Source organism: Marinobacter sp. M5B (assembly GCF_042604615.1).
Lineage (GTDB): Bacteria > Pseudomonadota > Gammaproteobacteria > Pseudomonadales > Oleiphilaceae > Marinobacter > Marinobacter salarius.
The window spans coordinates 1,907,745-1,928,036 of the sequence record NZ_CP156894.1 but is presented as its reverse complement, the minus strand read 5'-3'; the positions used below and the strand labels follow the sequence as shown (position 1 = coordinate 1,928,036).

Here is a 20,292-nt window from a genome sequence, read left to right as displayed (position 1 = left end):
CCGGTGCACCTTACTGTGCGCTTACCGCTGGCCCAGCATCTTCTCTTTCAGATCTTCCTGGGCAGGCTCGTCTGACAACCAGATGCCGAACAGGGCCTTCTTGAACTCCAGGTCGCCAATGGTGGCGCGTTCCTTGCCATTCTTAAGAACGCGCACGCCTTCACCCGGCAGGTAAACGAGATCAAACACGTCACCGTCCTTGATCTCTTCTGAAAACACATCCAGGAACGCATCCACATCGTCCTTGATCGCGGCCAGGTCTCCCCCTGTGGAATTTTCAAACCCTTCCATTGTGGCGGATTTCATTTTGTCGCTGGTGATCATCCCGGAAATGATGTGCAGGGTGATGGCCTGGGGCTCGTCGGCGTTGATAATGGCCTGACCATCGTCGATGGTCTCGGGCACATACAGACCACCGATATATAGGTCCATGAACCACTTGGAACGGGTACCCGCACCATTGAGCTTGAGCTCGGTATCCATCGCCGAGTAGGTATCCGGCACGTCAACGCCCTCCACCGTCAGGGCGGCGGCTGGTGTTGTAAGGGCTGCTGTCAGCAGCAGTGATGCAAATCCTGTTGATAGGGCCTTCTTCATCGTCCTTTCCTTATTGATCGTTATTATTGAATGTCTGATTGCACCGGAGTTCGACACCCATATCCCCCTCCGGCCATCCAAGTTTAACAGGGAGCAAACGAACGCTTACGCCGGCTGGTTCTCATTTGGCAACGCAAAAAAACCGGCCTGCAGACAGCGGGCCGGTTTTTGGTAGTACAGAAGCGATTACTTGAACAGCATGGTTCCCGACAGGCCTTCCTTCTCCAGGATTTCGCGAAGGCGACGTAGCGCCTCCACCTGGATCTGGCGAACCCGCTCACGAGTCAGACCAATCTCCTGGCCTACTTCCTCAAGCGTGCTGATGGGGTAACCCCTCAAGCCAAAGCGACGGGAGAGAACTTCCTGCTGCTTGTCGCTGAGCTGATCGATCCACTTTTCGACACAGGAGCACATGTTGTTGTCCTGCAGCAGGTCGGCGGGATCGGAGGCGCCTTCGTCTGCGACGGTATCCAGAAGGGATTTTTCGCCGCCGGTACCAATAGGCGTGTCCATGGACGCAACGCGCTCGTTCAGGCCCAGCATCCGCTTAACGTCTGCTACCGGCTTGTCGACCATCCGCGCAATTTCTTCCGCTGACGGCTCGTGGTCCAGCTTCTGGGTAAGCTCCCGTGCCGCGCGCAGGTACAGGTTGAGTTCCTTTACAACGTGGATGGGAAGGCGGATGGTGCGGGTCTGGTTCATGATGGCCCGCTCAATGGTCTGGCGGATCCACCAGGTCGCGTAGGTGGAGAAACGGAAGCCCCTCTCGGGGTCAAACTTCTCTACCGCACGGATAAGCCCAAGGTTACCCTCTTCTATCAGGTCCAACAGTGTCAGACCACGGTTCACGTAACGCCGGGCAATCTTGACCACCAGGCGTAGATTGCTCTCGATCATACGCTTGCGACCAGACTCCTCTCCTTTACGGGCGAGCCGTGCAAAGTACACTTCTTCTTCGGGTGTTAAGAGAGGAGAGAAACCGATTTCGTTGAGATAAAGCTGGGTGGCGTCCAGTTGTTTCTGGCTGGTAAAGTATCGTCCCTGGGCCGGGATGTCTTCTTCTGTTTCAACGGCCTCCACTTCGGCCGTTTCTTTTTCTTCTACTTTGTCCTCTGCTAACAGCTGATCATCTGCGTCTTCAACATCTGATACACGATCAATGATGAGTTCTTCATGCTCTGCTGACATAACTCTTTGCCCCGCCTTTCAATGATCCTGGAAATTCGCTCACGTCTTTTTGTTATTGCGAGCGCCTGCTTTCTTCGTGTTCTTGTTCAGGACATTTATTGCTAGCTGTTGACGGTTGCCGGAACCGTCGTTTTTTTATTGTTTGTCTCGACTATTATCTTTCGTTGCCTCTGATTTTCGGTGCCGGACGCCAGGTTTTGTTCTGCCAATCCGTTTCATCGGCCCGGGAGGTAGTGGGCGGGGTCGACCGGGTTGCCATTTTTCCGGATTTCAAAATGCAACTTGGGCCTGTCCGTGCCGCTGTTTCCCAGTTCAGCGATGACCTGTCCGGCTTTAACGTCCTCCCCTTCCTGCACCAGAATCTTCCGGTTGTGAGCATAAGCACTCAAATAGTGCTCGTTGTGGTTCACTATGATCAAGTTGCCATAACCGAGCAACCCACTTCCAGCATAAACGACATTACCACTTGCCGCTGCCCTCACAGAGTCACCTGCTTTTCCAGCAATATCAATACCTTTATTGACTTTCCCGGATGTAGAATAACCTGCAATTACGGTGCCAACGTGGGGCCAGCGCCAGTTGACATTGGATACTGTCTGGCTTTGACCCGTTAATGGTGACGACTTATCGGGCCGCCGCGAAACCGTCGGCTTTGGCTCCGGTTTGGGAGCAGGCTGTCGCGATGCGGTGCGGGTTGGTGGTCGCGAGACCGACGTTTTACTACTTCCGCCAGTCTGCGCTGTGGATGTTACATTTCCGCGAAGGTCCAGCCTGAGAACCTGCCCTGCCTTGATGTGGTAAGGCGGGCTTATACCATTGGCATTACCTAATTCCCGGTAGTCACGGCCGTACCGCCAGGCGATGCTATAGAGCGTTTCCCCGGATTTGACAACGTGGCGGCCCCAGTACACTGGCGGGTTGTAGAGGTCATCACGGTAGATTGCCTGCGTGTTGCAGCCAGTCAGCAGCATGGCGCCAAAAAGCACAAGCAGAAAGGCGTAGAGGCGCGTCCGTTTTTTTGAACACGGAGAGGCAGGGGCACCGGAGGGGAGCCGCGGGAAGACTGCCGTCGCAGCAATGATGGACCCACGCACTAATCTCAAAAGAATAAAAATACGCCCGTTATTAGTAATTCGTATAAAAAATTCGGCGGTTTATAAAGTGTTTTAAGTAACTTGCTAATTTATTGCACATTTTGGGCATGAAACCAAGTTACCCATCTGTTGCGTTTGTTACTGCCCGAAACAACCGTACGGATCAAAAAGTAACACTTAGTCTCGATACGCCCGTGAACGCCGTCACAACAGCGAGCAGAAAACCAGGCTAGCGGGCGGCGCCAGGCTGTTTTTTCCTGCCCACCCATTCCACCAGCAAAACCAGCAACAGACCGGCGAACGCACAGGTTATCGCCAGCAGTAACTGTGACTCGTCACCGGTCAACTCAGCATAGCCCATCGGACTGACGCTTGCTTCGTTCAGGGGCACCTGCTGGCCGGCACTGTTGGTGCGCCAGCTTAGTGTCTCTTTCCAGGGCCAGACCTTGTTCAGCGCCCCCACCATGAAGCCAGTCAACAACGCCAGCACAAGGTCATGGTAGCGATGGAACGCCCAGGTAATGAGCCGGGCAACCGACAGTAAACCGACCAGACAACCAACAGCGAAAATCCCGAGGATGCCCAGATCCAGGGAACGTATGGCGTCCAGCACCGGGACGTACATACCCAGAATCACCAGGATAAAACTGCCGGAAATTCCTGGCAGGATCATGGCGCAGATGGCCAGGGCCCCGGCACCGAAGAACACCGGCATCGAGGGCGACAACGGGCTGCCAGACAAAGTCGTTACCCACCAGGCAAAAACGGTTCCCACCGAAAATGGCAACAGCAACATTGGCTCATAACGACGAACCTGACGGCCGACGTGCCACACTGACGCGACGATCAGGCCGAAGAAAAAACTCCAGATAAGGATCGGATAAGTGGCAAGGGCATGACTGATCACGGACGCGAGTGTGGCAATACTACCCAGGATCCCCGCCAGCAGACACAGTAGGAAGGTGCCGTCACACGCCGCCCAGAATTGCCTCACCTGACCACGGATCAGATGCTGAAAGAAGGCTTGTGGAACGGCATTGATGGCTTCCAGCAACCGGAAGTAAATGCCGGTAATGAATGCAATGGTGCCACCCGACACGCCGGGTACGATATCAGCCGCCCCCATGGCCATGCCCCTCAGGAATACCGCAAAGGGATGATGGGAGTGAGGTACGTCGGCAGAAGACTCAGAGGGGCGTTCTGCGGTCACCGTACAACCCCACCCAACAGGGGCACAAAACGCACCGGTTCAATATCCCTGGTCTCGAAACGGTCGCCCTGGCGTACCATTTCCACCAACATCTGTGTGCCCTCGCCGATCGGCGCCACAATAACGCCTCCATCCGCCAGTTGGTCTTTCAGTTCCGGCGGGATCTCACGGGGTGCCGCGGTGACGATGATGCCGTCAAACGGCCCCTGTTCTGGCCACCCCATACCTCCGTCTGCGTGCTTGAGCATCGTATTACGGTAGCCGAGCTGGCGAAGCCGGTCACGGGCCCGGTCCTGGAGCGGCTTGATGCGCTCAACGCTGAAAACCTGATCCACCAACCCGGCAAGGATCGCGGTCTGGTAGCCCGACCCGGTTCCCAGTTCCAGCACTTTCCGGGGTTTGTGGTGCATCAGGGATTCTGTCATTCGCGCGACAATGTAAGGCTGAGACAGGGTCTGACTGTAGCCAATGGGCAGCGCAGTATCTTCGTAGGCCCTATGGGAAAGCGCTTCATCAAGGAATATGTGACGCGGCACGTCCGCCATGGCCGTAAGCACCTGCTCATCGGCTATACCAGCCTCTCTGAGCCTTTGTATCAGTCGCATACGGGTTCGGCGGGACGTCATTCCAATACCGTCAATCGCTGCCACCATTAACGTCCCTCCCGTCCTGACAGCAACTCAACCCACTCTCGCAGTGGCGACAGTACCTCATGGCGCGTCATATCCACGTGGACGGGAGTGATCGAAACGTAATTCTCGCGCACTGCGTTGAAATCGGTCCCCGGTCCGGCGTCGCTGCCCTTGCCAGCGGCACCGATCCAGTAACGGGACTTGCCCCGGGGGCAGGTCATCGGCACCGCGCCTTCAGCCCGGTCGCGATGGCCAAGCCGGGTCACGCGGAAGCCGGCAATCTCTTCCCAAGGCACATCGGGAACGTTCACATTGAGAATGCATCGAGGACCAAGAGTTAACGGCTGATCGCTTTCCAGCAACGCGCGAACAACCCTGGCCGCCGTTTCGTAGTGGAAACGGCCTTCGTTCACCAGCGATACCGCTATTGCTGGCAACCCCAGGTTTCTGCCCTCGGTGGCAGCGGCCACCGTACCCGAATAGATAATATCGTCGCCAAGGTTGGCGTGGGTATTGATGCCCGAGACCACTCGATCAAACGGCTCTTCAAACAGCCCGTTAACCGCAAGGTGAACGCAATCTGTCGGGGTCCCGTCCACGGACCGGAAGCCATTGGGATGGTCTTCCACCGTTAGCGGGCGGCTCAGCGTCAAGGCATTGCTGGCACCGCTATGGTCCCTATCCGGCGCCACAACTTCAAGATGGCCCAGCCCCTGGAGCCCGTCGTGTAGGGCCTGAAGACCAGGCGAATGAACGCCATCATCATTGGACAACAGAATTCGCACAATTTTCTCCAATAAACGTGGTTGCGTCCGTTATATCAAACACATCGTCCAGCAACGTTGTTGCGTATTGCCCCGGCGCAAGCCGGAACGACAACCGCAACTGGTCATTGCCGTCCCAATGCCACTCCAGACCTTCCGGTTTCAGGCTCAGCGGCCGACGCTCAGGCTTCATGCGGGTGGTTGAAAACACCGCTGCCAGCTGCGGGTGCTCCGCAACCACGGAACGCTCGATTTCGCCCTGGACCGACACTGCCTCGGTGCCACCGTCGCCCCAGAGAGGACCTGTCACCATCAGGTTCTGATTTTCACATGCGCCAGGCTCTCCCTCCAGAGGTTCCAGCCAGGTGCCAGTCTCAACACGATGGGCGAGCACCTCGTTGAATAACCACGAACGTGCCGCCGAAAAGTACAATACGTTCTTACTGTCGCGACTGCCAGAGGTTGACCGCCCTCGCCCACGCTTTTTGACATTGCGACCACTCCGACGGTTCAGTGTTGTCGGGTCCATGGTCAGCGCCCTATCCAGATTGGCACCGCCATGGCCAAACCGTTGCGAACCGAAATAATTCGGGCATCCGAGGTCCCGCAACCGGGCCAGAGCCGCATCGATAGCAGATGTGTCGCCGACCACGTCCTTTAGCACCAGCTCAAACCGGTTGCCCTGATGATCGCCCCGCCTCAGTTTTCGAGCCTGGCGGTACTGAGCCAATACCGGCCAGTGTTCCTCCACCGCCTGGATGAACGCCCCATCGTCGTCTTCCTGTCCCGGCCGATAAAGGCTAAACCACTGACGCGTGACCGCATGACGGTCCTTCAGCCCGCAAAAACCCACGTCGAAATGCCGACAGCCGCAGATATTAGCAAGCTGCCGCGCCACGTAGTCGGTGTTGTCCCCGACTTTTTCCAGACGCAGGCACAGGTGCTCTCCCCCGCCGCCACTGTCATCGGGCATAGACAGCTCTTCATCCACGAAAAAGTCGCCGGGGAGCGATTTGATACGCGCCGAAGCCACCCGAGAGCCCGAGGAGGTTGGCCAGTCGAGTCGCCAGCCGTTGGAAGCGTGCTGAGCATCCGTCATGATGAAACCGGCTCCAGCAGGCAAACCGCCTGGCACGCAATGCCCTCACCGCGGCCGGCAAAGCCCAGCTTTTCGGTGGTGGTCGCCTTGACGCTGACCCGGCTCGCCGGGATGGCAAGATCCTCGGCAATGGTCAACCGCATGGCCTCAATATGGGGCGCCATTTTCGGGGCCTGGGCAATAATGGTGGCATCCACGTTACCGACACCAAACCCTTCACCGGCAACACGCTCCATCACGCGGCGCAGCAAGTCCCGGCTGTCCGCTCCCGCCCACTCATCACTGGTATCGGGAAACAGATGACCGATGTCGCCCAGGGCCACGGCACCCAACAGGGCATCTGCAAGGGCGTGCAAAAGCACGTCCCCGTCGGAATGGGCCTTGAGGGCATGGGTGTGCGGAATGGTCACACCGCCAATAACGACTTGATTTCCCTCACAGAAAGCATGGACATCAAAGCCCTGCCCGATTCGCATAGTGCTGTTTCCTTTTCAATCAGTAACGATGCAGGCTTGCCGCTAGAGACGGCTGAGGATAAAACCGGCCAGTGCCAGATCAGCGGGTACCGTAATCTTTATATTATCCGGTCGCCCCTCAACGATACAGGGAACATTGCCTGCGTATTCCATGGCCGAGGCTTCATCGGTCACCGGGTAACCTGACGCAATGGCAGCTTTCAGAGCCATCCTCAAGGCGCCACAACGGAACATTTGAGGAGTCAGGGCGCGCCACAGATGACGACGGTCGATGGTTGTCTCCACCTGATTGCTGTCACTTGCCACAAGTTTGAGCGTATCGGCCACCGGCGTCGCCAGCAAGCCACCCACAGGGTGATCCTGAAGTTGGGTCAGCAATCGTTCGAGGTCATTGGGATGCAGGCAAGGCCGGGCGGCATCGTGTACCAGCACCCAATCGTCGTCATCCGCCCGAGAGGCCAGTGCCTCAAGTGCAGACAATACCGAATCCGCACGCTCAGCGCCCCCGGCACAGGACTCTATACGTGCGTCAGAACTGGCTGCAGTTTCCGGCCACCAGGGATCGTCCGCGCGAATAGCGACCACACAACCTGAAAAATCAGCATTGTCCAATAACCTGGAGAGAGTGATATCAAGGATATATTGATGGTCCAGCCTGAGATACTGCTTCGGGCAGTCTGCCTTCATTCGCTGGCCGGAACCGGCGGCGGGAACAATCAACCAATAGCGGGGTTTACTCATGGACGTGGTCAGCTTTGATCGGCCTGGCTTGCGGCTGGGTTACTGCTCGACCACCAGGAAGAAGGTTTCATCGTTGCGGATCAGCCCCAGGTTCATGCGGGCACGTTCTTCAACCGCACCTTTCTCGCCGCGGAGGTTACGAACTTCCGCATAGAGACGCTCATTGCGGGCTGAAAGCTCGGCGTTTTCCTCGCGCTGCTCGGCAATGGCGTTCTCCAGTCCCCATACCTGGGCAAAACTACCCTCCCCAACCCACAGGCGCACCTGCAGCAGGAGAATAAGAATAATCATGATGGACCAGAGTAACTTCATTGCGAATTCCGTTTACGATGCATCAACCGGACAGTAAGTATAGACCTTAGTGTAGTTTAGCAACAAGTTCTGCTAACCAGTTGTACAAAAAGGCCATCATGCCTCACATTTTGAGGATCACGATGGCCTTTCCGGATCGGTTACCTGTCAGCATCCCGCCGACAGGGCATCCTTCACAGGCGATTAGCCCTGGCCTTTGATCTCGCTCAGGCCACGATAGGGAGCCTTTCCATCCAACGCTTCCTCAATGCGAAGCAACTGGTTGTACTTGGCAACCCGGTCAGAGCGGCACAGGGAGCCGGTCTTGATCTGACCCGCACAGGTGGCCACGGCCAGATCGGCGATGGTGGTGTCTTCAGTTTCACCGGAACGGTGGGAAATCACCGCCGTGTAACCCGCATCCTGAGCCATCTTGATGGCGTCCAGAGTTTCGCTCAGGCTACCAATCTGGTTGAACTTGATCAGGATGGAGTTACCAATGCTCTTGTCGATACCCTGCTTGAGGATTTTGGTGTTGGTCACGAACAGGTCGTCACCTACCAGCTGAACCTTGTCACCCAGCTTCTCAGTCAGCACTTTCCAGCCGTCCCAGTCGCTCTCATCCATACCGTCTTCGATAGACACAATCGGATAACGCTCGCACAGGCCAGCGAGATAGTCGGCGAAACCGGCGGAATCAAAGGACTTGCCCTCACCGGAAAGCTGGTATTGACCATCCTTATAGAACTCGGAAGAGGCACAGTCCAGCGCCAGGGTCACATCAGTACCCAGCTTGTAGCCAGCCTTCTCCACTGCTTCCTGGATCACCGCCAGAGCGCCTTCGTTGGAAGGCAGATCCGGTGCAAAACCACCTTCGTCACCCACGGCGGTGTTAAGGCCTTTGCTGTTCAGCACTTTCTTCAGCGCGTGGAAAATTTCCGCACCAATGCGCAGCGCTTCGGCAAATGACTTCGCAGCCACCGGCTGGACCATAAATTCCTGGATATCAACGTTGTTGTCTGCGTGCTCGCCACCGTTGAGGATATTCATCATCGGCACCGGCATGCTGTACTTGCCGGAGGTGCCATTCAGGTCCGCAATGTGAGCATACAGCGGCTTGCCCAGTGAAGCGGCAGCGGCTTTGGCAGCGGCCAGGGAGACAGCCAGAATAGCGTTGGCGCCCAGGTTGGCTTTGTTCTCAGTGCCGTCCAACTCCAGCATGATGTTATCCAGGGCACGCTGGTCTGCAGCATCTTTGCCAATCAGCGCTTCACGGATTTTGGTGTTCACAGCTTCGACAGCCGTCAGAACACCTTTGCCCAAGTAGCGATTTGCGTCTTTATCTCGAAGCTCCAGAGCTTCACGGGAACCGGTAGACGCACCGGAGGGGGCGCAAGCACTGCCGATGGTGCCGTCCTCAAGAATCACGTCCGCTTCAACCGTGGGGTTCCCGCGAGAATCCAGTACTTCACGGCCTTTAATGTTGGCAATCTTGGTCATTCTTCTCTGTCTCCAAGTTTGATTTCAAAATTGGGAGTAAGAGCGAGCGGGAACGGCCCTACGAAAAACGCTACAAGCACATCCCTGTGCGCTTGGGCTCCGCCATCCATGGCTCCGCACATTTTCGTAGGGCCGTTCCCGCTCACTCCCATAGTCCTTCTGGAACGCAAAAAAACCGCCAATCAGGCGGTATCAATAGGTTTGAAACTCTTCACAAGGTCATCAACGGCCTTCACCCGGGCAAGGAACGGCTCAAGCTGGCTCAGGCGGAGAGCACAGGGCCCGTCGCACTTAGCTTGATCCGGGTCGGGATGTGCCTCAAGGAACAGACCCGCAAGCCCCTGGGACATACCCGCCAGGGCCAGGTCGGTTACCTGGGCTCGGCGGCCACCGGCTGAATCCGCGCGACCACCGGGCATCTGCAAGGCGTGAGTGACGTCAAACATCACCGGCACATTCATGGACTTCATGATACCGAAGCCCAACATATCCACCACGAGGTTGTTGTACCCGAAGCTGGTGCCGCGCTCACACAGGATCACCTTGTCGTTACCGGCTTCCCCGCACTTCGCAATGATGTGCTTCATTTCCTGTGGCGCCAGGAACTGGGCCTTCTTGATATTGATGACCGCTCCGGTTTCTGCCATGGCAACAACAAGATCCGTCTGTCGGCTCAGGAAAGCCGGCAATTGGATGATATCGCAAACTTCTGCGGCAGGTGCAGCCTGCTCAGGCTCGTGAACATCGGAAATGATAGGGACACCGAACTTGCTCTTGATGTCCGCCAGAATCTGCAGCCCCTTCTCAAGACCGGGGCCGCGGAAGGAATGCACGGACGAGCGGTTGGCCTTGTCGAATGACGCTTTGAATACGTAGGGAATCCCGAGCTTGCTGGTGGCCTCGACGTACGCCTCGGCCACTTCCATCGCCATTTCGGCAGATTCCAGCACGTTCATGCCACCGAACAACACGAACGGCTTATCGTTGGCAACCTCGATTCCCGAGACGTTCACCGTACTCTGCGCCATGATCAGGATTCCTTTTTACGGGCCAGGGCTGCCTCAACAAAGCCCTTGAACAGCGGGTGGCCGTCCCGGGGCGTGGAGGTAAATTCCGGGTGGAACTGGCATGCCACGAACCAGGGATGATCAGGCACTTCCACAACCTCAACCAGCTTGCCGTCGGTGGAGCGACCGGAAATTCTCAGGCCGGCACCTTCCAACTGTGGCAGGAAATGATTGTTCACTTCGAAACGATGACGGTGGCGCTCACGGATGGTCTTACGACCGTAACAGTTGGCGATGGTGGATCCTTCAGCGACCACGCAGTCCTGAGCGCCCAGGCGCATGGTGCCGCCCAGATCAGACTCTTCGGTGCGTTCCTCTTTCTCGCCGCTGGCATCCAGCCACTCCGTGATCAGCCCCACAACCGGCTCCGGGGTGTGTTCGCGGAATTCGGTGCTGTGGGCATCTTTCAGGCCCGCCACGTTGCGGGCGTATTCAATAACGGCCACCTGCATACCCAGGCAGATACCCAGGTACGGAACCTTGTTTTCGCGGGCGTACTGCACCGTGCGGATCTTGCCTTCGACACCGCGTTCACCAAAGCCACCTGGAACCAGAATGGCATCGGCACTGGCCAGCGCACCGGTACCATCGCGCTCGATGTCTTCGGAGTCAATGTAGTTCATACGGACTTTGGTGCGGGTCTTGATACCGGCATGCAGGAGCGACTCGATCAACGATTTGTAGGCGTCCAGCAACTCCATGTACTTGCCGACCATGGCGATAGTAACTTCACCTTCCGGATTCATCAGGGACTCAACGACCGCATCCCATTCGCCCAGGTTGGCCGGGCTGGCATCCAGACTGAAACGCTCAATAACCAGCTGGTCCAGACCAAATTCGTGCAGCATGCGCGGAATGGCGTAGATGGACTTGGCATCCTGCAACGGAATGACCGCCCGCTCTTCCACGTTGGTGAACAGTGCGATCTTGCGACGGGAACTGGCGTCCACTTCGTGCTCCGAACGACACAGCAGAATATCCGGCTGCAGGCCGATGGAACGCATTTCCTTTACCGAGTGCTGGGTAGGTTTGGTCTTGATCTCACCGGCCGTGGCGATGTAGGGAACCAGGGTCAGGTGCATGAACAACGCACGCTGCGGGCCAACTTCCACCTTCAACTGGCGGCAGGCCTCAAGGAATGGCAGCGATTCAATATCGCCCACCGTGCCGCCGATTTCGATCAGTGCCACATCGGCGCCGGAAGCGCCTTCAACCACACGACGCTTGATCTCGTCCGTGATGTGGGGAATCACCTGAACCGTACCACCGAGGTAATCACCCCGGCGCTCCTTACGAATCACTTCCTCGTAGACGCGACCGGTGGTGAAATTGTTCCGGCGTGACATCGGCGTGCGAATAAATCGCTCGTAGTGCCCCAGGTCCAGATCGGTTTCCGCGCCATCTTCGGTGACAAAAACTTCACCGTGCTGGAACGGACTCATGGTGCCGGGGTCCACGTTGATGTACGGGTCCAGCTTGAGAATAGTGACCTTCAGGCCGCGTGCCTCTAGGATCGCAGCCAGAGAGGCCGATGCGATACCTTTCCCCAAGGAGGACACGACACCGCCGGTGACGAAAATATAACGCGTCATGCAGATTCCGTGATTTGTCTGGTTCGGTGAAGGAGGGAGATTGTCATCTCAAGATGGGACGCCAGACTACCAGAAAGGCGCCACCTTCTCAATTACATTCCCGCTCCACAACAATCCGCCAGCCACTGGCCGGGGCCTCTCCACAGTATTTGCCGGAAACCCACAAGTCGCCAGCTCCGACCACTTCTTCATGGCCGTCCACCACCTCAAGAAGCAGCGGTAGCCGGGCTCTTTCCCAGGGTGGAACATTTTTTTCCTGAAGCCAGTTCTTCAATAATTTCGACGGGCCGCCAGGGGCTGGGCGGATGCGTTCGCCCCCTGCCCTCGTAGATACCCTTATTTCCGGCGCCGGTGTTTTAGGCTTACCTGACGCCGCCAGCGTCAATCGCCATCCACCCCACGATAGCGCCTGATCCGGAACCAGGACAGGCTTTCCGGCAGGCAATTTCGTGAACTCGGGAACCAGGTACAGGAACCCCCGAAAACGTCGAATCACGAACCCCGTTCCCCGAAGCTCCGGCTCCCTGTCCGCCGGCGAGCTCAGAAAATCTTCCAGAACCTGCGGCCAGTCTGCAATGGCGGGGGGCTGATAACGAAAATACCTTGCCCACCAGCGCAGCAGGTTTTTCTGCTCCGCCAGAGACAGTGCACCGAGCGCACTCAAACAAAGCTCACCAGAAGGCCCGGCACATTGTTTAAAGTGGATTTCCGCCAGCTTTGCAGCCAACTCGTCCCCCTCTCGACACGAATGGGCGGTATGCCCCATACGACTGATCAGCGACGGCCAGCGTGACTTGAGGAGAGGAAAAATCGACGTACGGAGAAAGTTGCGATCAAAGCGCTCATCGATATTACTGGGATCTTCCATCCACTCGATACCGTGCTGAACTGCCCATCCGTGAAGCTCTGCGCGACTGAAATCAAGCAGTGGTCGATACAGCCGACCAGCACCCAGAGGGCGTGTCACCGGCATACCACCCAGCCCCGCCATGCCAGTCCCGCGCAACAACCGAAACAGCACTGTTTCAGCTTGATCATCACCATGATGGGCCATCAACAGTAACTCTCCCGGCGCCAGAATCTCCTCAAACACCTGGTAACGCGCATTCCGGGCGGCTTCCTCAATACCGCCACCGCTAGTGCCAATATCCGAAGATTCGCGACCGCTGACGGTGACACGGTGATTGTCGAGTGGCACACCAAGCTGCCGGCAAATCGATCGACAGAAACGCTCGGTTTGATCGGCGTTAGGCTGCAACTGATGGTTGATATGAACCGCAGAAATCTGGCCGCTATGGGCGTACAGCCAGGTGGCAACATGAAGAAGCAGAACGGAGTCCATGCCACCGCTGAGGGCAATGCGAAGGTGTGAATGATCAGGCAGGTGCCTGACCGGAGTACATAGCGCCTCCGGCCAGTCTCTTCCGGAGCCGGGGTTACCGGCCGGCGTCATATCGGGTCAACCGCTCGTAGCGGCGGGACACCAGTTCGTCGGCCGGCAGGCGACCGAGTTCGGCAATGCCCTTACTCAGGGTCTCACGCAGGGATTCTGCCATTTCTTCCGGGCTGCGATGCGCCCCGCCCAGCGGTTCTGTAATAACGTTGTCCGCCAGCCCAAGGTCCTTCAGTCGGTCGGCGGTCACGCCCATCGCTTCTGCCGCCTGGGAAGCGTATTCCGCACTCTTCCACAGGATTGACGCACAGCCTTCGGGTGAAATGACTGCATAGGTGGAATACTGAAGCATATTCAACTGATCGCACACGCCGATGGCCAAAGCACCGCCAGAGCCACCCTCGCCTACCACCGTGGAAATAATCGGCGTCTTCAGGCGGGACATGACGGCCAGGTTGAAGGCGATCGCTTCACTCTGGCCACGCTCTTCGGCTCCGATACCTGGATAGGCACCCGGGGTATCAATAAAGGTCAGGATCGGCATGCGAAAACGCTCAGCCATCTCCATCAGCCGCAAAGCCTTACGGTACCCTTCCGGGCGCGGCATACCGAAATTCCGCTTTACCTTGTCGCGTACTTCCCGGCCTTTCTGGTGACCAATCACCATGACTGGCTTGCCATCCAGGCGGGCAGTGCCACCGACGATGGCCTGATCATCCGCATAACGACGGTCACCGTGCAACTCGTCGAAGTCGTCAAAGATCATGTCAACGTAGTCGAGGGTATAGGGCCGGCGGGGATGACGAGCCAGGCGGGCTACGTCCCAGGGTTTGAGGTTCGAGAAGATGCTTTCAGTCAGGCTGACACTCTTCTTGCGCAGCCGGCTGATCTCATCGGTGATGTTGATATCGGTATCATTTCCCACCATGCGAAGCTCTTCAATCTTGGCTTCAAGGTCGGCAATCGGTTGTTCGAAATCCAGATAATTAGGGTTCATGATGTTCCATCATTTGCTTGCAAGGCGAGAATGTAAGTCGCCAAACCAGAATTTTGGACAAAGATAGCAGCGCCTGAGCATTGGCTAAAGCGGACCTTCGTATGAGTCCGCTTTCTGACAAAAACGTAATTATTCAACGTGTCCGCCATACCCGGGATGAACCTTGCCGGATAGTATCAATCATAGACCAGTTCTACCGACTGGTCGCCTACGAGGTATTTCAACTCCAATAACAGGTCGTCATCGGGCTGTACGCGCCACGATTCACCCAGTTCGATACGGGTACTGGCATTATCGCTACTGTATTCAATCCATACCGGGCTGCCCTCACAACGGAAGGGCCTGAGCGTGGAGTCCAGTTTATCCAGCAGGCCGTTCTGAAGCTGATCCGCGTGAATAGCGAGCTTGAGACCACGACTGAACTGTTGCCGGGCCGTACCAACGTCCATCACCGAGCTGACGCGCATCTTCATCTGGCCAGAATAATCATCATGGCTGACCTGGCCTTCCACCACAATGACCTGGTCGGACTGAAGCAACTCCCGATTCTCGAAAAAAGCCTCTGAAAACAAAGTGGCCTCAATGCGGGCACTGCGATCATCCAGGGTGATAAACGCCATGGTCGACCCTGTACGGGTCTTCATGGAACGTTGCGCAACGACAAGGCCGGCAACACGCTGGGGCTGGCGAGCCGGCTTGAGATCAGCAATGGATGAGCGCACGAACCGCCGCACTTCTTTCTCATATTCATCGAACGGATGGCCCGTCAGATAAAGGCCCAAGGTGTCTTTTTCCCCCTTGAGGCGCTCTTTCTTGGGCCATTCCCGCACATTCGCCACGTCGGAATAAGGATCGCCATCTTCCCCGCCCATCAGCATGTCGCCAAACATGTCGGTCATGCCCACGGACTCGTTGCGGGATTGCTGGCCGGCCTGCTGAATGGCCTTGTCTATGCTGGCCATCAACTGGGCGCGCCCTGCCCCCAGCTTATCCATGGCACCGGAGCGGATCAGGGCCTCCATGGCCCTCTTGTTTACTTTTTTCAGATCCACCCGGCGGCAGAAATCGAAAATATCCTGGTAGGGCTCGCCGTCGGCGCGGCCGGCCTGAATACTGCCAATCGGTCCCTCACCAAGCCCCTTGATGGCGCCGAGACCGTACACAATGGCGCCGTCATCGTTGACGGTAAAGGTGTATTCAGAGCGGCTGACGTCGGGCACCAGCAGCTCCAACCCCATGCTGCGGCACTCCTCCACCAGCGTGACCACCTTGTCGGTGTTCTGCATATCCGCCGTGAGTACCGCGGCCATAAACTCAGCGGGGTAATGAGCCTTCAGCCACAGGGTCTGGTAGGAAACCAGCGCGTAGGCCGCCGAGTGGGATTTGTTGAAGCCATAGCCGGCAAACTTTTCAACCAGGTCGAAAATGTTCTCCGCCAGGGTTTTGTTGATGTCATTGTTTTCACAGCCGTCGAGAAAGAACTGCTTCTGCTTGGCCATTTCCTCGGGCTTTTTCTTACCCATGGCCCGGCGCAGCATGTCGGCGTTACCAAGACTGTAGCCGGCCATCACCTGGGCAATCTGCATAACCTGTTCCTGATACAGGATAACGCCATAGGTGGGCTCGAGAACGGGCTTCAACCCCTCATACTGATAATCAGGATGCGGGAATGACATGGGCTGCCTGCCATGCTTCCGGTCGATAAAGTCATCCACCATGCCCGACTGCAGTGGCCCCGGACGGAACAGGGCCACCAGGGCGATCATATCCTCCAGGGAGTCCGGTTGCAGGCGGCGAATCAGGTCTTTCATGCCGCGGGATTCAAGCTGAAACACCGCTGTGGTTTCCGCCTTCTTGAGCATGTCGAACGAAGGCACGTCGTCCAGCGGAATCTCGTTAATGTCCAGCGCCGGCTTGCCCTGTTTCTCCAGGCGCGGGTTAATCATCTTCAGGGCCCAGTCGATGATGGTCAGGGTCCGCAGCCCCAGGAAGTCAAACTTCACTAGGCCGGCATCTTCCACATCGCCCTTGTCGAACTGGGTCACCAGGCTGCCGCCCTCGTCATCACAGTACAGTGGCGAGAAATCGGTAATCTTGGTGGGTGCAATCACCACGCCACCGGCGTGTTTACCGGCGTTTCGGCACACACCCTCGAGTTTCAGGGCCATTTCCCAGATTTCCTGGGCTTCCTCGTCATTTTCCAGGAACTCCACCAACTGTGGTTCCTGCTCCAGGGCCTTCTCCAGGGTCATGCCCGGCTCGAAGGGGATCATCTTGGAGAGTTTGTCCGCCAGCCCGTACGACTTGCCCTGAACCCGGGCAACGTCCCGCACAACCGCCTTGGCAGCCATGGTGCCGAAGGTAATGATCTGGGACACCGCCTCGCGGCCGTATTTTTCCGCCACGTAGGCGATAACACGATCACGGCCTTCCATGCAGAAGTCGACGTCGAAGTCGGGCATCGAAACCCGTTCAGGGTTCAGGAAACGCTCGAACAGCAGGTCGTATTCCAAGGGATCAAGATCGGTAATCAACTGGGCGTAGGCCACCAGGGAGCCAGCACCGGAACCCCGGCCAGGGCCTACCGGCACGCCGTTATTCTTGGCCCACTTGATGAAATCCATAACGATCAGGAAGTAGCCCGGGAATCCCATCTGGATAATGATATCCAGCTCGAAGTTCAGGCGCTTGTAGTAGGCCTCGCGCTTGCTGTCGTATTCCGGGTCGTCCTTGCTGAGGGTTTTCGCCAGCCGCTCTTCCAGGCCTTCTTCCGACACCTTTCGGAAGTAGTCATCCATGGTCATGCCATCGGGAATGGGGTAGTTCGGCAGGAAATACTCCCCCATACGCACCGGGACCGAGCAGCGTCGGGCAATTTCCACCGTATTTTCGACTGCCTCGGGGATATCAGAGAACAGCTCAATCATTTCATCGGCGCTGCGCAGGTACTGCTGGTCGCTGAAACGACGCTCCCGCCTGGGGTCGTCCAGGGTCCGGCTCTCGCCAATGCAGACCCTTGCCTCATGGGCTTCGAAATCCTCGGCATGGAGGAAGTGGACATCGTTTGTCGCCACCACCGGGCAGCCCAATGCCTCCGCCAACTCAACATTCAGGTGCAGGCAATCTTCATCCCCGGGGCGCCCGGTGCGTTGCAACTCCAGGTAAAACGACCCCGGGTAAAGGTTCATCCAGTATTCGGCACGCTGTCTGGCAAAGTCCAGCTTGCCCGACATCAGCGCCTTGCCCACGTCCCCCAGTCGCGCTCCAGACAGGGCAATCAGCCCTTCGGCGCGGCTTTCCAGCCACTTTCGCTGGATAATTGGCTTACCGAAACGCTGCCCCTCTGTGTACCCCAGCGAGACCACTTCGGTCAGATTCAGGTAGCCATCGTTGTTACGGGCCAGCAGAGTGATGCGAAACGGGTTGTCGGGCTCGTCCGGGTTTTCGACCCACAGGTCTGCGCCGATAATGGGCTTCACCCCAGCACCCATGGCCGCCTTGTAGAAACGCACCAGGGAGCACATATTGGACTGCTCCGTAAGCCCGACAGCGGGCATGCCCAGTTCTGCAACACGACCGATCAGGGGTTTCACGCGCACCAGGCCATCGACCATGGAATATTCGGAATGCACGCGGAGGTGGACAAAGGTCTGTGACATAGCGTCGGAAATTTCCTGCAGGTTAATGGCGGTTCGGGGCCAGGTCAGCGACCAATCAATTCTTTGATGTCTTCTTCAGTTTGCGGGCCGAAGCGGGCCTCGACGAGGTCTCCATCCGGATCCACAATAAACGTTGCAGGCAGAGCCACGGGTGTTTCCCAGCCAAATTGCGGCCCTGGATCCTCTGCCAGCATGCTGTATTCAATGCCCATTCTTCGCCCCAGGTCGATCAGTTCCTGGCCACGAACATCATCAAAATTCACACCGAGGACCACCACGGCACTGGCGGTGTCGATACTGTTCAGCTCCGGAATTTCTTCCAGGCAGGGTTTGCACCACTCGGCCCAATAATTGACCAGCACCCAGTGGCCCCTCAGGCTCTCCCACTGCAGTACGGTTCCGTCCGACTTTTCAAACTCGTGGTTCTGGCAGCCTGCCAGCGGCAACAAGGCCAATAATATACCGATCCTGCACAACCTGGTGGAATAACGCACCAGTGCAGAGTACTTTGCAGGATATCGCGCAGGGTATTGCAAAGGGTGGCCTCCTGTTAGACTACGGCGCTCAGACAAACTTGCGGTTAACCTGACCTGGGAAGAGGGAGAACCATGACAGAACCAACCCGAATTTTCCACAATCCGCGCTGTTCAAAATCCCGGCAAACCCTTGAACTCCTTCGCGAACAAGGTGTTGAACCGGACATTATACGTTACCTGGAAACGCCACCGACAGAGCAAATCCTGGAACAGATCCTTGCAGCCCTGGACATCACTCCCAGAGAGCTGATGAGAACCGGGGAAAAGGAATACAAGGAACAGGGCCTGGACGACCCCGAGCTTGGCCGTGAGACGCTGATCAAAGCGATGGTCGACACTCCGAAGCTGATCGAGCGGCCCATCGTAATCAGGGGTAACAAGGTAGCCCTGGGCCGACCGCCTGAAAATGTCCTGAATATTCTCTAACCGGAGATCTCCAATGGCGACCACCTCGCCCTATATCCTGGTGCTGTATTACAGCCGCACTGGGCAAACGGCCGAATTGGCCGCCCAGATTGCCCGGGGCGTATCCCGGGTGCAGGGTATGGATGCCAGAATTCGCAACGTGCCCAGCGTGTCGCCGGACACCGAGGCGTCCCTGCCTGCGGTACCGGACGACGGCGCGCCCTATGCCAGCAAGGATGATCTTGCGAACTGTGCGGGCCTGGCCATCGGCAGCCCGACCCGGTTCGGCAACATGGCAGCACCGCTGAAGTATTTCCTCGACAGCACCGGCGACCTGTGGCTGAACGGAACCCTCAGCGGAAAGCCCGCCGGCGCGTTTACGTCCACTGGCAGCCTGCATGGCGGTCAGGAGAGCACCCTGCTGACGATGATGGTGCCAATGCTGCATCATGGAATGGTGCTGTGCGGTGTGCCCTATTCGGAAAGCGCGCTCAACGAGACCTCCGCCGGGGGTACGCCCTACGGCCCTTCCCACTGGGCTGGCACCGGAGAGCCACAGTCCGTGAACGACCACGAAAAAGCCATATGCCAGACATTTGGCGAGCGCCTTGCGCGGCTTGCCATGAAATTGCGCTAACCCCGGCGCCACTCAACCACAACGGATCACCGAATGCTTCACAACCCCAAAGCCCGAATAACCGCCCGGCTGACCATTCTGCTTTATCTGGCCACCCTGGCGGCCCTGCTTGTCAGCACCTTTTACCCCGCGCAGGTCGAGGGCGTATCCGTCACGCTGATGCTCAGCGTAAAGCTGGTCCCGCTGCTGGCGTTTGCCGTACCAGTGTTCCGGGGCCACAACCGTGGTTACATCTGGCTCAGTTTCGTGGTGATTTTCTATTTTACCCAGTACGTCGTATCGTCCTGGCTCAGCGAAGGCGCTATCACCCCTCTGATCATCGCGGTGCTGACCTTCCTGCTGTTTACTGTGGCCATGGCCCACCTTAAGGTGAACCGTCCGCAGCCCGTTACCGAAACCTGACAGGGAACGCAT

General features: G+C 57.3%; 20 protein-coding genes. 3 read left to right on the top strand and 17 right to left on the bottom strand.

Annotation, left to right across the window (positions count from 1 at the left end):
- Positions 1–21: 21 nt before the first annotated feature.
- The 17 genes from AAGD24_RS08670 to AAGD24_RS08590 form a co-directional block, all read right to left on the bottom strand.
- Positions 22–597 (bottom strand): chalcone isomerase family protein, encoded by a 576-nt coding sequence (locus AAGD24_RS08670; RefSeq protein WP_036206658.1) that lies wholly within the window; start codon positions 595–597, stop codon positions 22–24.
- A 186-nt stretch (positions 598–783) separates the two neighbouring features.
- Positions 784–1,785 carry an RNA polymerase sigma factor RpoS gene (gene rpoS / locus AAGD24_RS08665; protein ID WP_036206655.1) on the bottom strand — a complete coding sequence of 334 codons (1,002 nt, stop codon included), beginning with the start codon at positions 1,783–1,785 and terminating at the stop codon, positions 784–786.
- 215 nt (positions 1,786–2,000) lie between these two features.
- Positions 2,001–2,756: a peptidoglycan DD-metalloendopeptidase family protein gene (locus tag AAGD24_RS08660; protein ID WP_185906434.1), complete on the bottom strand. Its 756-nt coding sequence runs from the start codon at positions 2,754–2,756 to the stop codon at positions 2,001–2,003.
- Positions 2,757–3,108: 352 nt separating this feature from the next.
- Positions 3,109–4,011, bottom strand: coding sequence for a DUF368 domain-containing protein (locus AAGD24_RS08655; protein WP_379867319.1), 903 nt, complete (start codon positions 4,009–4,011; stop codon positions 3,109–3,111).
- Between the two features lie 74 nt (positions 4,012–4,085).
- Complete coding sequence (locus AAGD24_RS08650) at positions 4,086–4,742, bottom strand: protein-L-isoaspartate(D-aspartate) O-methyltransferase (protein ID WP_036206648.1); 657 nt, start codon at positions 4,740–4,742, stop codon at positions 4,086–4,088.
- The gene (surE, locus tag AAGD24_RS08645) at positions 4,742–5,506 is read right to left on the bottom strand and encodes a 5'/3'-nucleotidase SurE (RefSeq protein WP_036206645.1); all 765 of its coding nucleotides are present in this window, start codon (positions 5,504–5,506) and stop codon (positions 4,742–4,744) included. The genes AAGD24_RS08650 and surE overlap by 1 nt, the downstream gene beginning before the upstream one ends.
- A complete protein-coding gene (gene truD, locus AAGD24_RS08640) occupies positions 5,484–6,584 on the bottom strand; it encodes a tRNA pseudouridine(13) synthase TruD (protein ID WP_036206642.1) in 1,101 nt (366 codons plus the stop codon). Before truD ends, surE begins: the two co-directional genes overlap by 23 nt.
- The gene (gene ispF / locus AAGD24_RS08635) at positions 6,581–7,060 is read right to left on the bottom strand and encodes a 2-C-methyl-D-erythritol 2,4-cyclodiphosphate synthase (RefSeq protein WP_036206639.1); all 480 of its coding nucleotides are present in this window, start codon (positions 7,058–7,060) and stop codon (positions 6,581–6,583) included. The genes truD and ispF overlap by 4 nt, the downstream gene beginning before the upstream one ends.
- Positions 7,061–7,102: 42 nt before the next feature.
- Entirely contained in the window at positions 7,103–7,801 is a 699-nt protein-coding gene (gene ispD, locus AAGD24_RS08630; RefSeq protein ID WP_036206636.1) for a 2-C-methyl-D-erythritol 4-phosphate cytidylyltransferase, read from the bottom strand.
- Between the two features lie 39 nt (positions 7,802–7,840).
- Positions 7,841–8,113 (bottom strand): septum formation initiator family protein, encoded by a 273-nt coding sequence (locus AAGD24_RS08625; protein WP_036206633.1) that lies wholly within the window; start codon positions 8,111–8,113, stop codon positions 7,841–7,843.
- 183 nt (positions 8,114–8,296) lie between these two features.
- The gene (eno, locus tag AAGD24_RS08620; protein ID WP_126810309.1) at positions 8,297–9,592 is read right to left on the bottom strand and encodes a phosphopyruvate hydratase; all 1,296 of its coding nucleotides are present in this window, start codon (positions 9,590–9,592) and stop codon (positions 8,297–8,299) included.
- A gap of 182 nt (positions 9,593–9,774) precedes the next feature.
- Positions 9,775–10,620 carry a 3-deoxy-8-phosphooctulonate synthase gene (gene kdsA, locus AAGD24_RS08615; protein WP_041334993.1) on the bottom strand — a complete coding sequence of 282 codons (846 nt, stop codon included), beginning with the start codon at positions 10,618–10,620 and terminating at the stop codon, positions 9,775–9,777.
- A 2-nt stretch (positions 10,621–10,622) separates the two neighbouring features.
- The gene (locus tag AAGD24_RS08610) at positions 10,623–12,251 is read right to left on the bottom strand and encodes a CTP synthase (protein WP_036206623.1); all 1,629 of its coding nucleotides are present in this window, start codon (positions 12,249–12,251) and stop codon (positions 10,623–10,625) included.
- 88 nt (positions 12,252–12,339) lie between these two features.
- Positions 12,340–13,704, bottom strand: a complete 1,365-nt coding sequence (tilS, locus tag AAGD24_RS08605) for a tRNA lysidine(34) synthetase TilS (protein WP_379867115.1) — start codon at positions 13,702–13,704, stop codon at positions 12,340–12,342.
- Positions 13,688–14,641 carry an acetyl-CoA carboxylase carboxyl transferase subunit alpha gene (accA, locus tag AAGD24_RS08600; protein ID WP_379867113.1) on the bottom strand — a complete coding sequence of 318 codons (954 nt, stop codon included), beginning with the start codon at positions 14,639–14,641 and terminating at the stop codon, positions 13,688–13,690. The genes tilS and accA overlap by 17 nt, the downstream gene beginning before the upstream one ends.
- A gap of 176 nt (positions 14,642–14,817) precedes the next feature.
- Positions 14,818–18,300, bottom strand: coding sequence for a DNA polymerase III subunit alpha (dnaE, locus tag AAGD24_RS08595; protein ID WP_286811152.1), 3,483 nt, complete (start codon positions 18,298–18,300; stop codon positions 14,818–14,820).
- Positions 18,301–18,344: 44 nt separating this feature from the next.
- A complete protein-coding gene (locus AAGD24_RS08590; protein ID WP_226909903.1) occupies positions 18,345–18,755 on the bottom strand; it encodes a TlpA disulfide reductase family protein in 411 nt (136 codons plus the stop codon).
- Between the two features lie 153 nt (positions 18,756–18,908).
- On the opposite strand from AAGD24_RS08590, the gene arsC reads away from it, so the two are divergent.
- From arsC to AAGD24_RS08575, 3 genes are read left to right on the top strand one after another with little or no spacing between them, the layout of a single operon-like run.
- Positions 18,909–19,262, top strand: coding sequence for an arsenate reductase (glutaredoxin) (gene arsC / locus AAGD24_RS08585; protein WP_041334988.1), 354 nt, complete (start codon positions 18,909–18,911; stop codon positions 19,260–19,262).
- A 13-nt stretch (positions 19,263–19,275) separates the two neighbouring features.
- Positions 19,276–19,878, top strand: coding sequence for an NAD(P)H:quinone oxidoreductase (gene wrbA / locus AAGD24_RS08580; protein WP_228210791.1), 603 nt, complete (start codon positions 19,276–19,278; stop codon positions 19,876–19,878).
- Between the two features lie 33 nt (positions 19,879–19,911).
- Positions 19,912–20,280 (top strand): DUF2069 domain-containing protein, encoded by a 369-nt coding sequence (locus tag AAGD24_RS08575; RefSeq protein WP_228210792.1) that lies wholly within the window; start codon positions 19,912–19,914, stop codon positions 20,278–20,280.
- The last annotated feature ends 12 nt before the right edge of the window (positions 20,281–20,292 follow it).

What these genes read in the sequence shown, in the direction of transcription:
- AAGD24_RS08575 (WP_228210792.1), top strand. Translation starts at nt 19,912, where the DNA reads ATGCTTCACAACCCCAAAGCCCGAATAACCGCCCGGCTGACCATTCTG.
- kdsA (WP_041334993.1), bottom strand. Translation starts at nt 10,620, where the DNA reads ATGGCGCAGAGTACGGTGAACGTCTCGGGAATCGAGGTTGCCAACGAT.
- AAGD24_RS08650 (WP_036206648.1), bottom strand. Translation starts at nt 4,742, where the DNA reads ATGGTGGCAGCGATTGACGGTATTGGAATGACGTCCCGCCGAACCCGT.
- ispF (WP_036206639.1), bottom strand. Translation starts at nt 7,060, where the DNA reads ATGCGAATCGGGCAGGGCTTTGATGTCCATGCTTTCTGTGAGGGAAAT.
- AAGD24_RS08610 (WP_036206623.1), bottom strand. Translation starts at nt 12,251, where the DNA reads ATGACGCGTTATATTTTCGTCACCGGCGGTGTCGTGTCCTCCTTGGGG.
- AAGD24_RS08655 (WP_379867319.1), bottom strand. Translation starts at nt 4,011, where the DNA reads ATGGCCATGGGGGCGGCTGATATCGTACCCGGCGTGTCGGGTGGCACC.
- eno (WP_126810309.1), bottom strand. Translation starts at nt 9,592, where the DNA reads ATGACCAAGATTGCCAACATTAAAGGCCGTGAAGTACTGGATTCTCGC.
- truD (WP_036206642.1), bottom strand. Translation starts at nt 6,584, where the DNA reads ATGACGGATGCTCAGCACGCTTCCAACGGCTGGCGACTCGACTGGCCA.
- tilS (WP_379867115.1), bottom strand. Translation starts at nt 13,704, where the DNA reads ATGACGCCGGCCGGTAACCCCGGCTCCGGAAGAGACTGGCCGGAGGCG.
- AAGD24_RS08670 (WP_036206658.1), bottom strand. Translation starts at nt 597, where the DNA reads ATGAAGAAGGCCCTATCAACAGGATTTGCATCACTGCTGCTGACAGCA.
- AAGD24_RS08660 (WP_185906434.1), bottom strand. Translation starts at nt 2,756, where the DNA reads ATGCTGCTGACTGGCTGCAACACGCAGGCAATCTACCGTGATGACCTC.
- AAGD24_RS08625 (WP_036206633.1), bottom strand. Translation starts at nt 8,113, where the DNA reads ATGAAGTTACTCTGGTCCATCATGATTATTCTTATTCTCCTGCTGCAG.
- rpoS (WP_036206655.1), bottom strand. Translation starts at nt 1,785, where the DNA reads ATGTCAGCAGAGCATGAAGAACTCATCATTGATCGTGTATCAGATGTT.
- arsC (WP_041334988.1), top strand. Translation starts at nt 18,909, where the DNA reads ATGACAGAACCAACCCGAATTTTCCACAATCCGCGCTGTTCAAAATCC.
- wrbA (WP_228210791.1), top strand. Translation starts at nt 19,276, where the DNA reads ATGGCGACCACCTCGCCCTATATCCTGGTGCTGTATTACAGCCGCACT.
- dnaE (WP_286811152.1), bottom strand. Translation starts at nt 18,300, where the DNA reads ATGTCACAGACCTTTGTCCACCTCCGCGTGCATTCCGAATATTCCATG.
- ispD (WP_036206636.1), bottom strand. Translation starts at nt 7,801, where the DNA reads ATGAGTAAACCCCGCTATTGGTTGATTGTTCCCGCCGCCGGTTCCGGC.
- accA (WP_379867113.1), bottom strand. Translation starts at nt 14,641, where the DNA reads ATGAACCCTAATTATCTGGATTTCGAACAACCGATTGCCGACCTTGAA.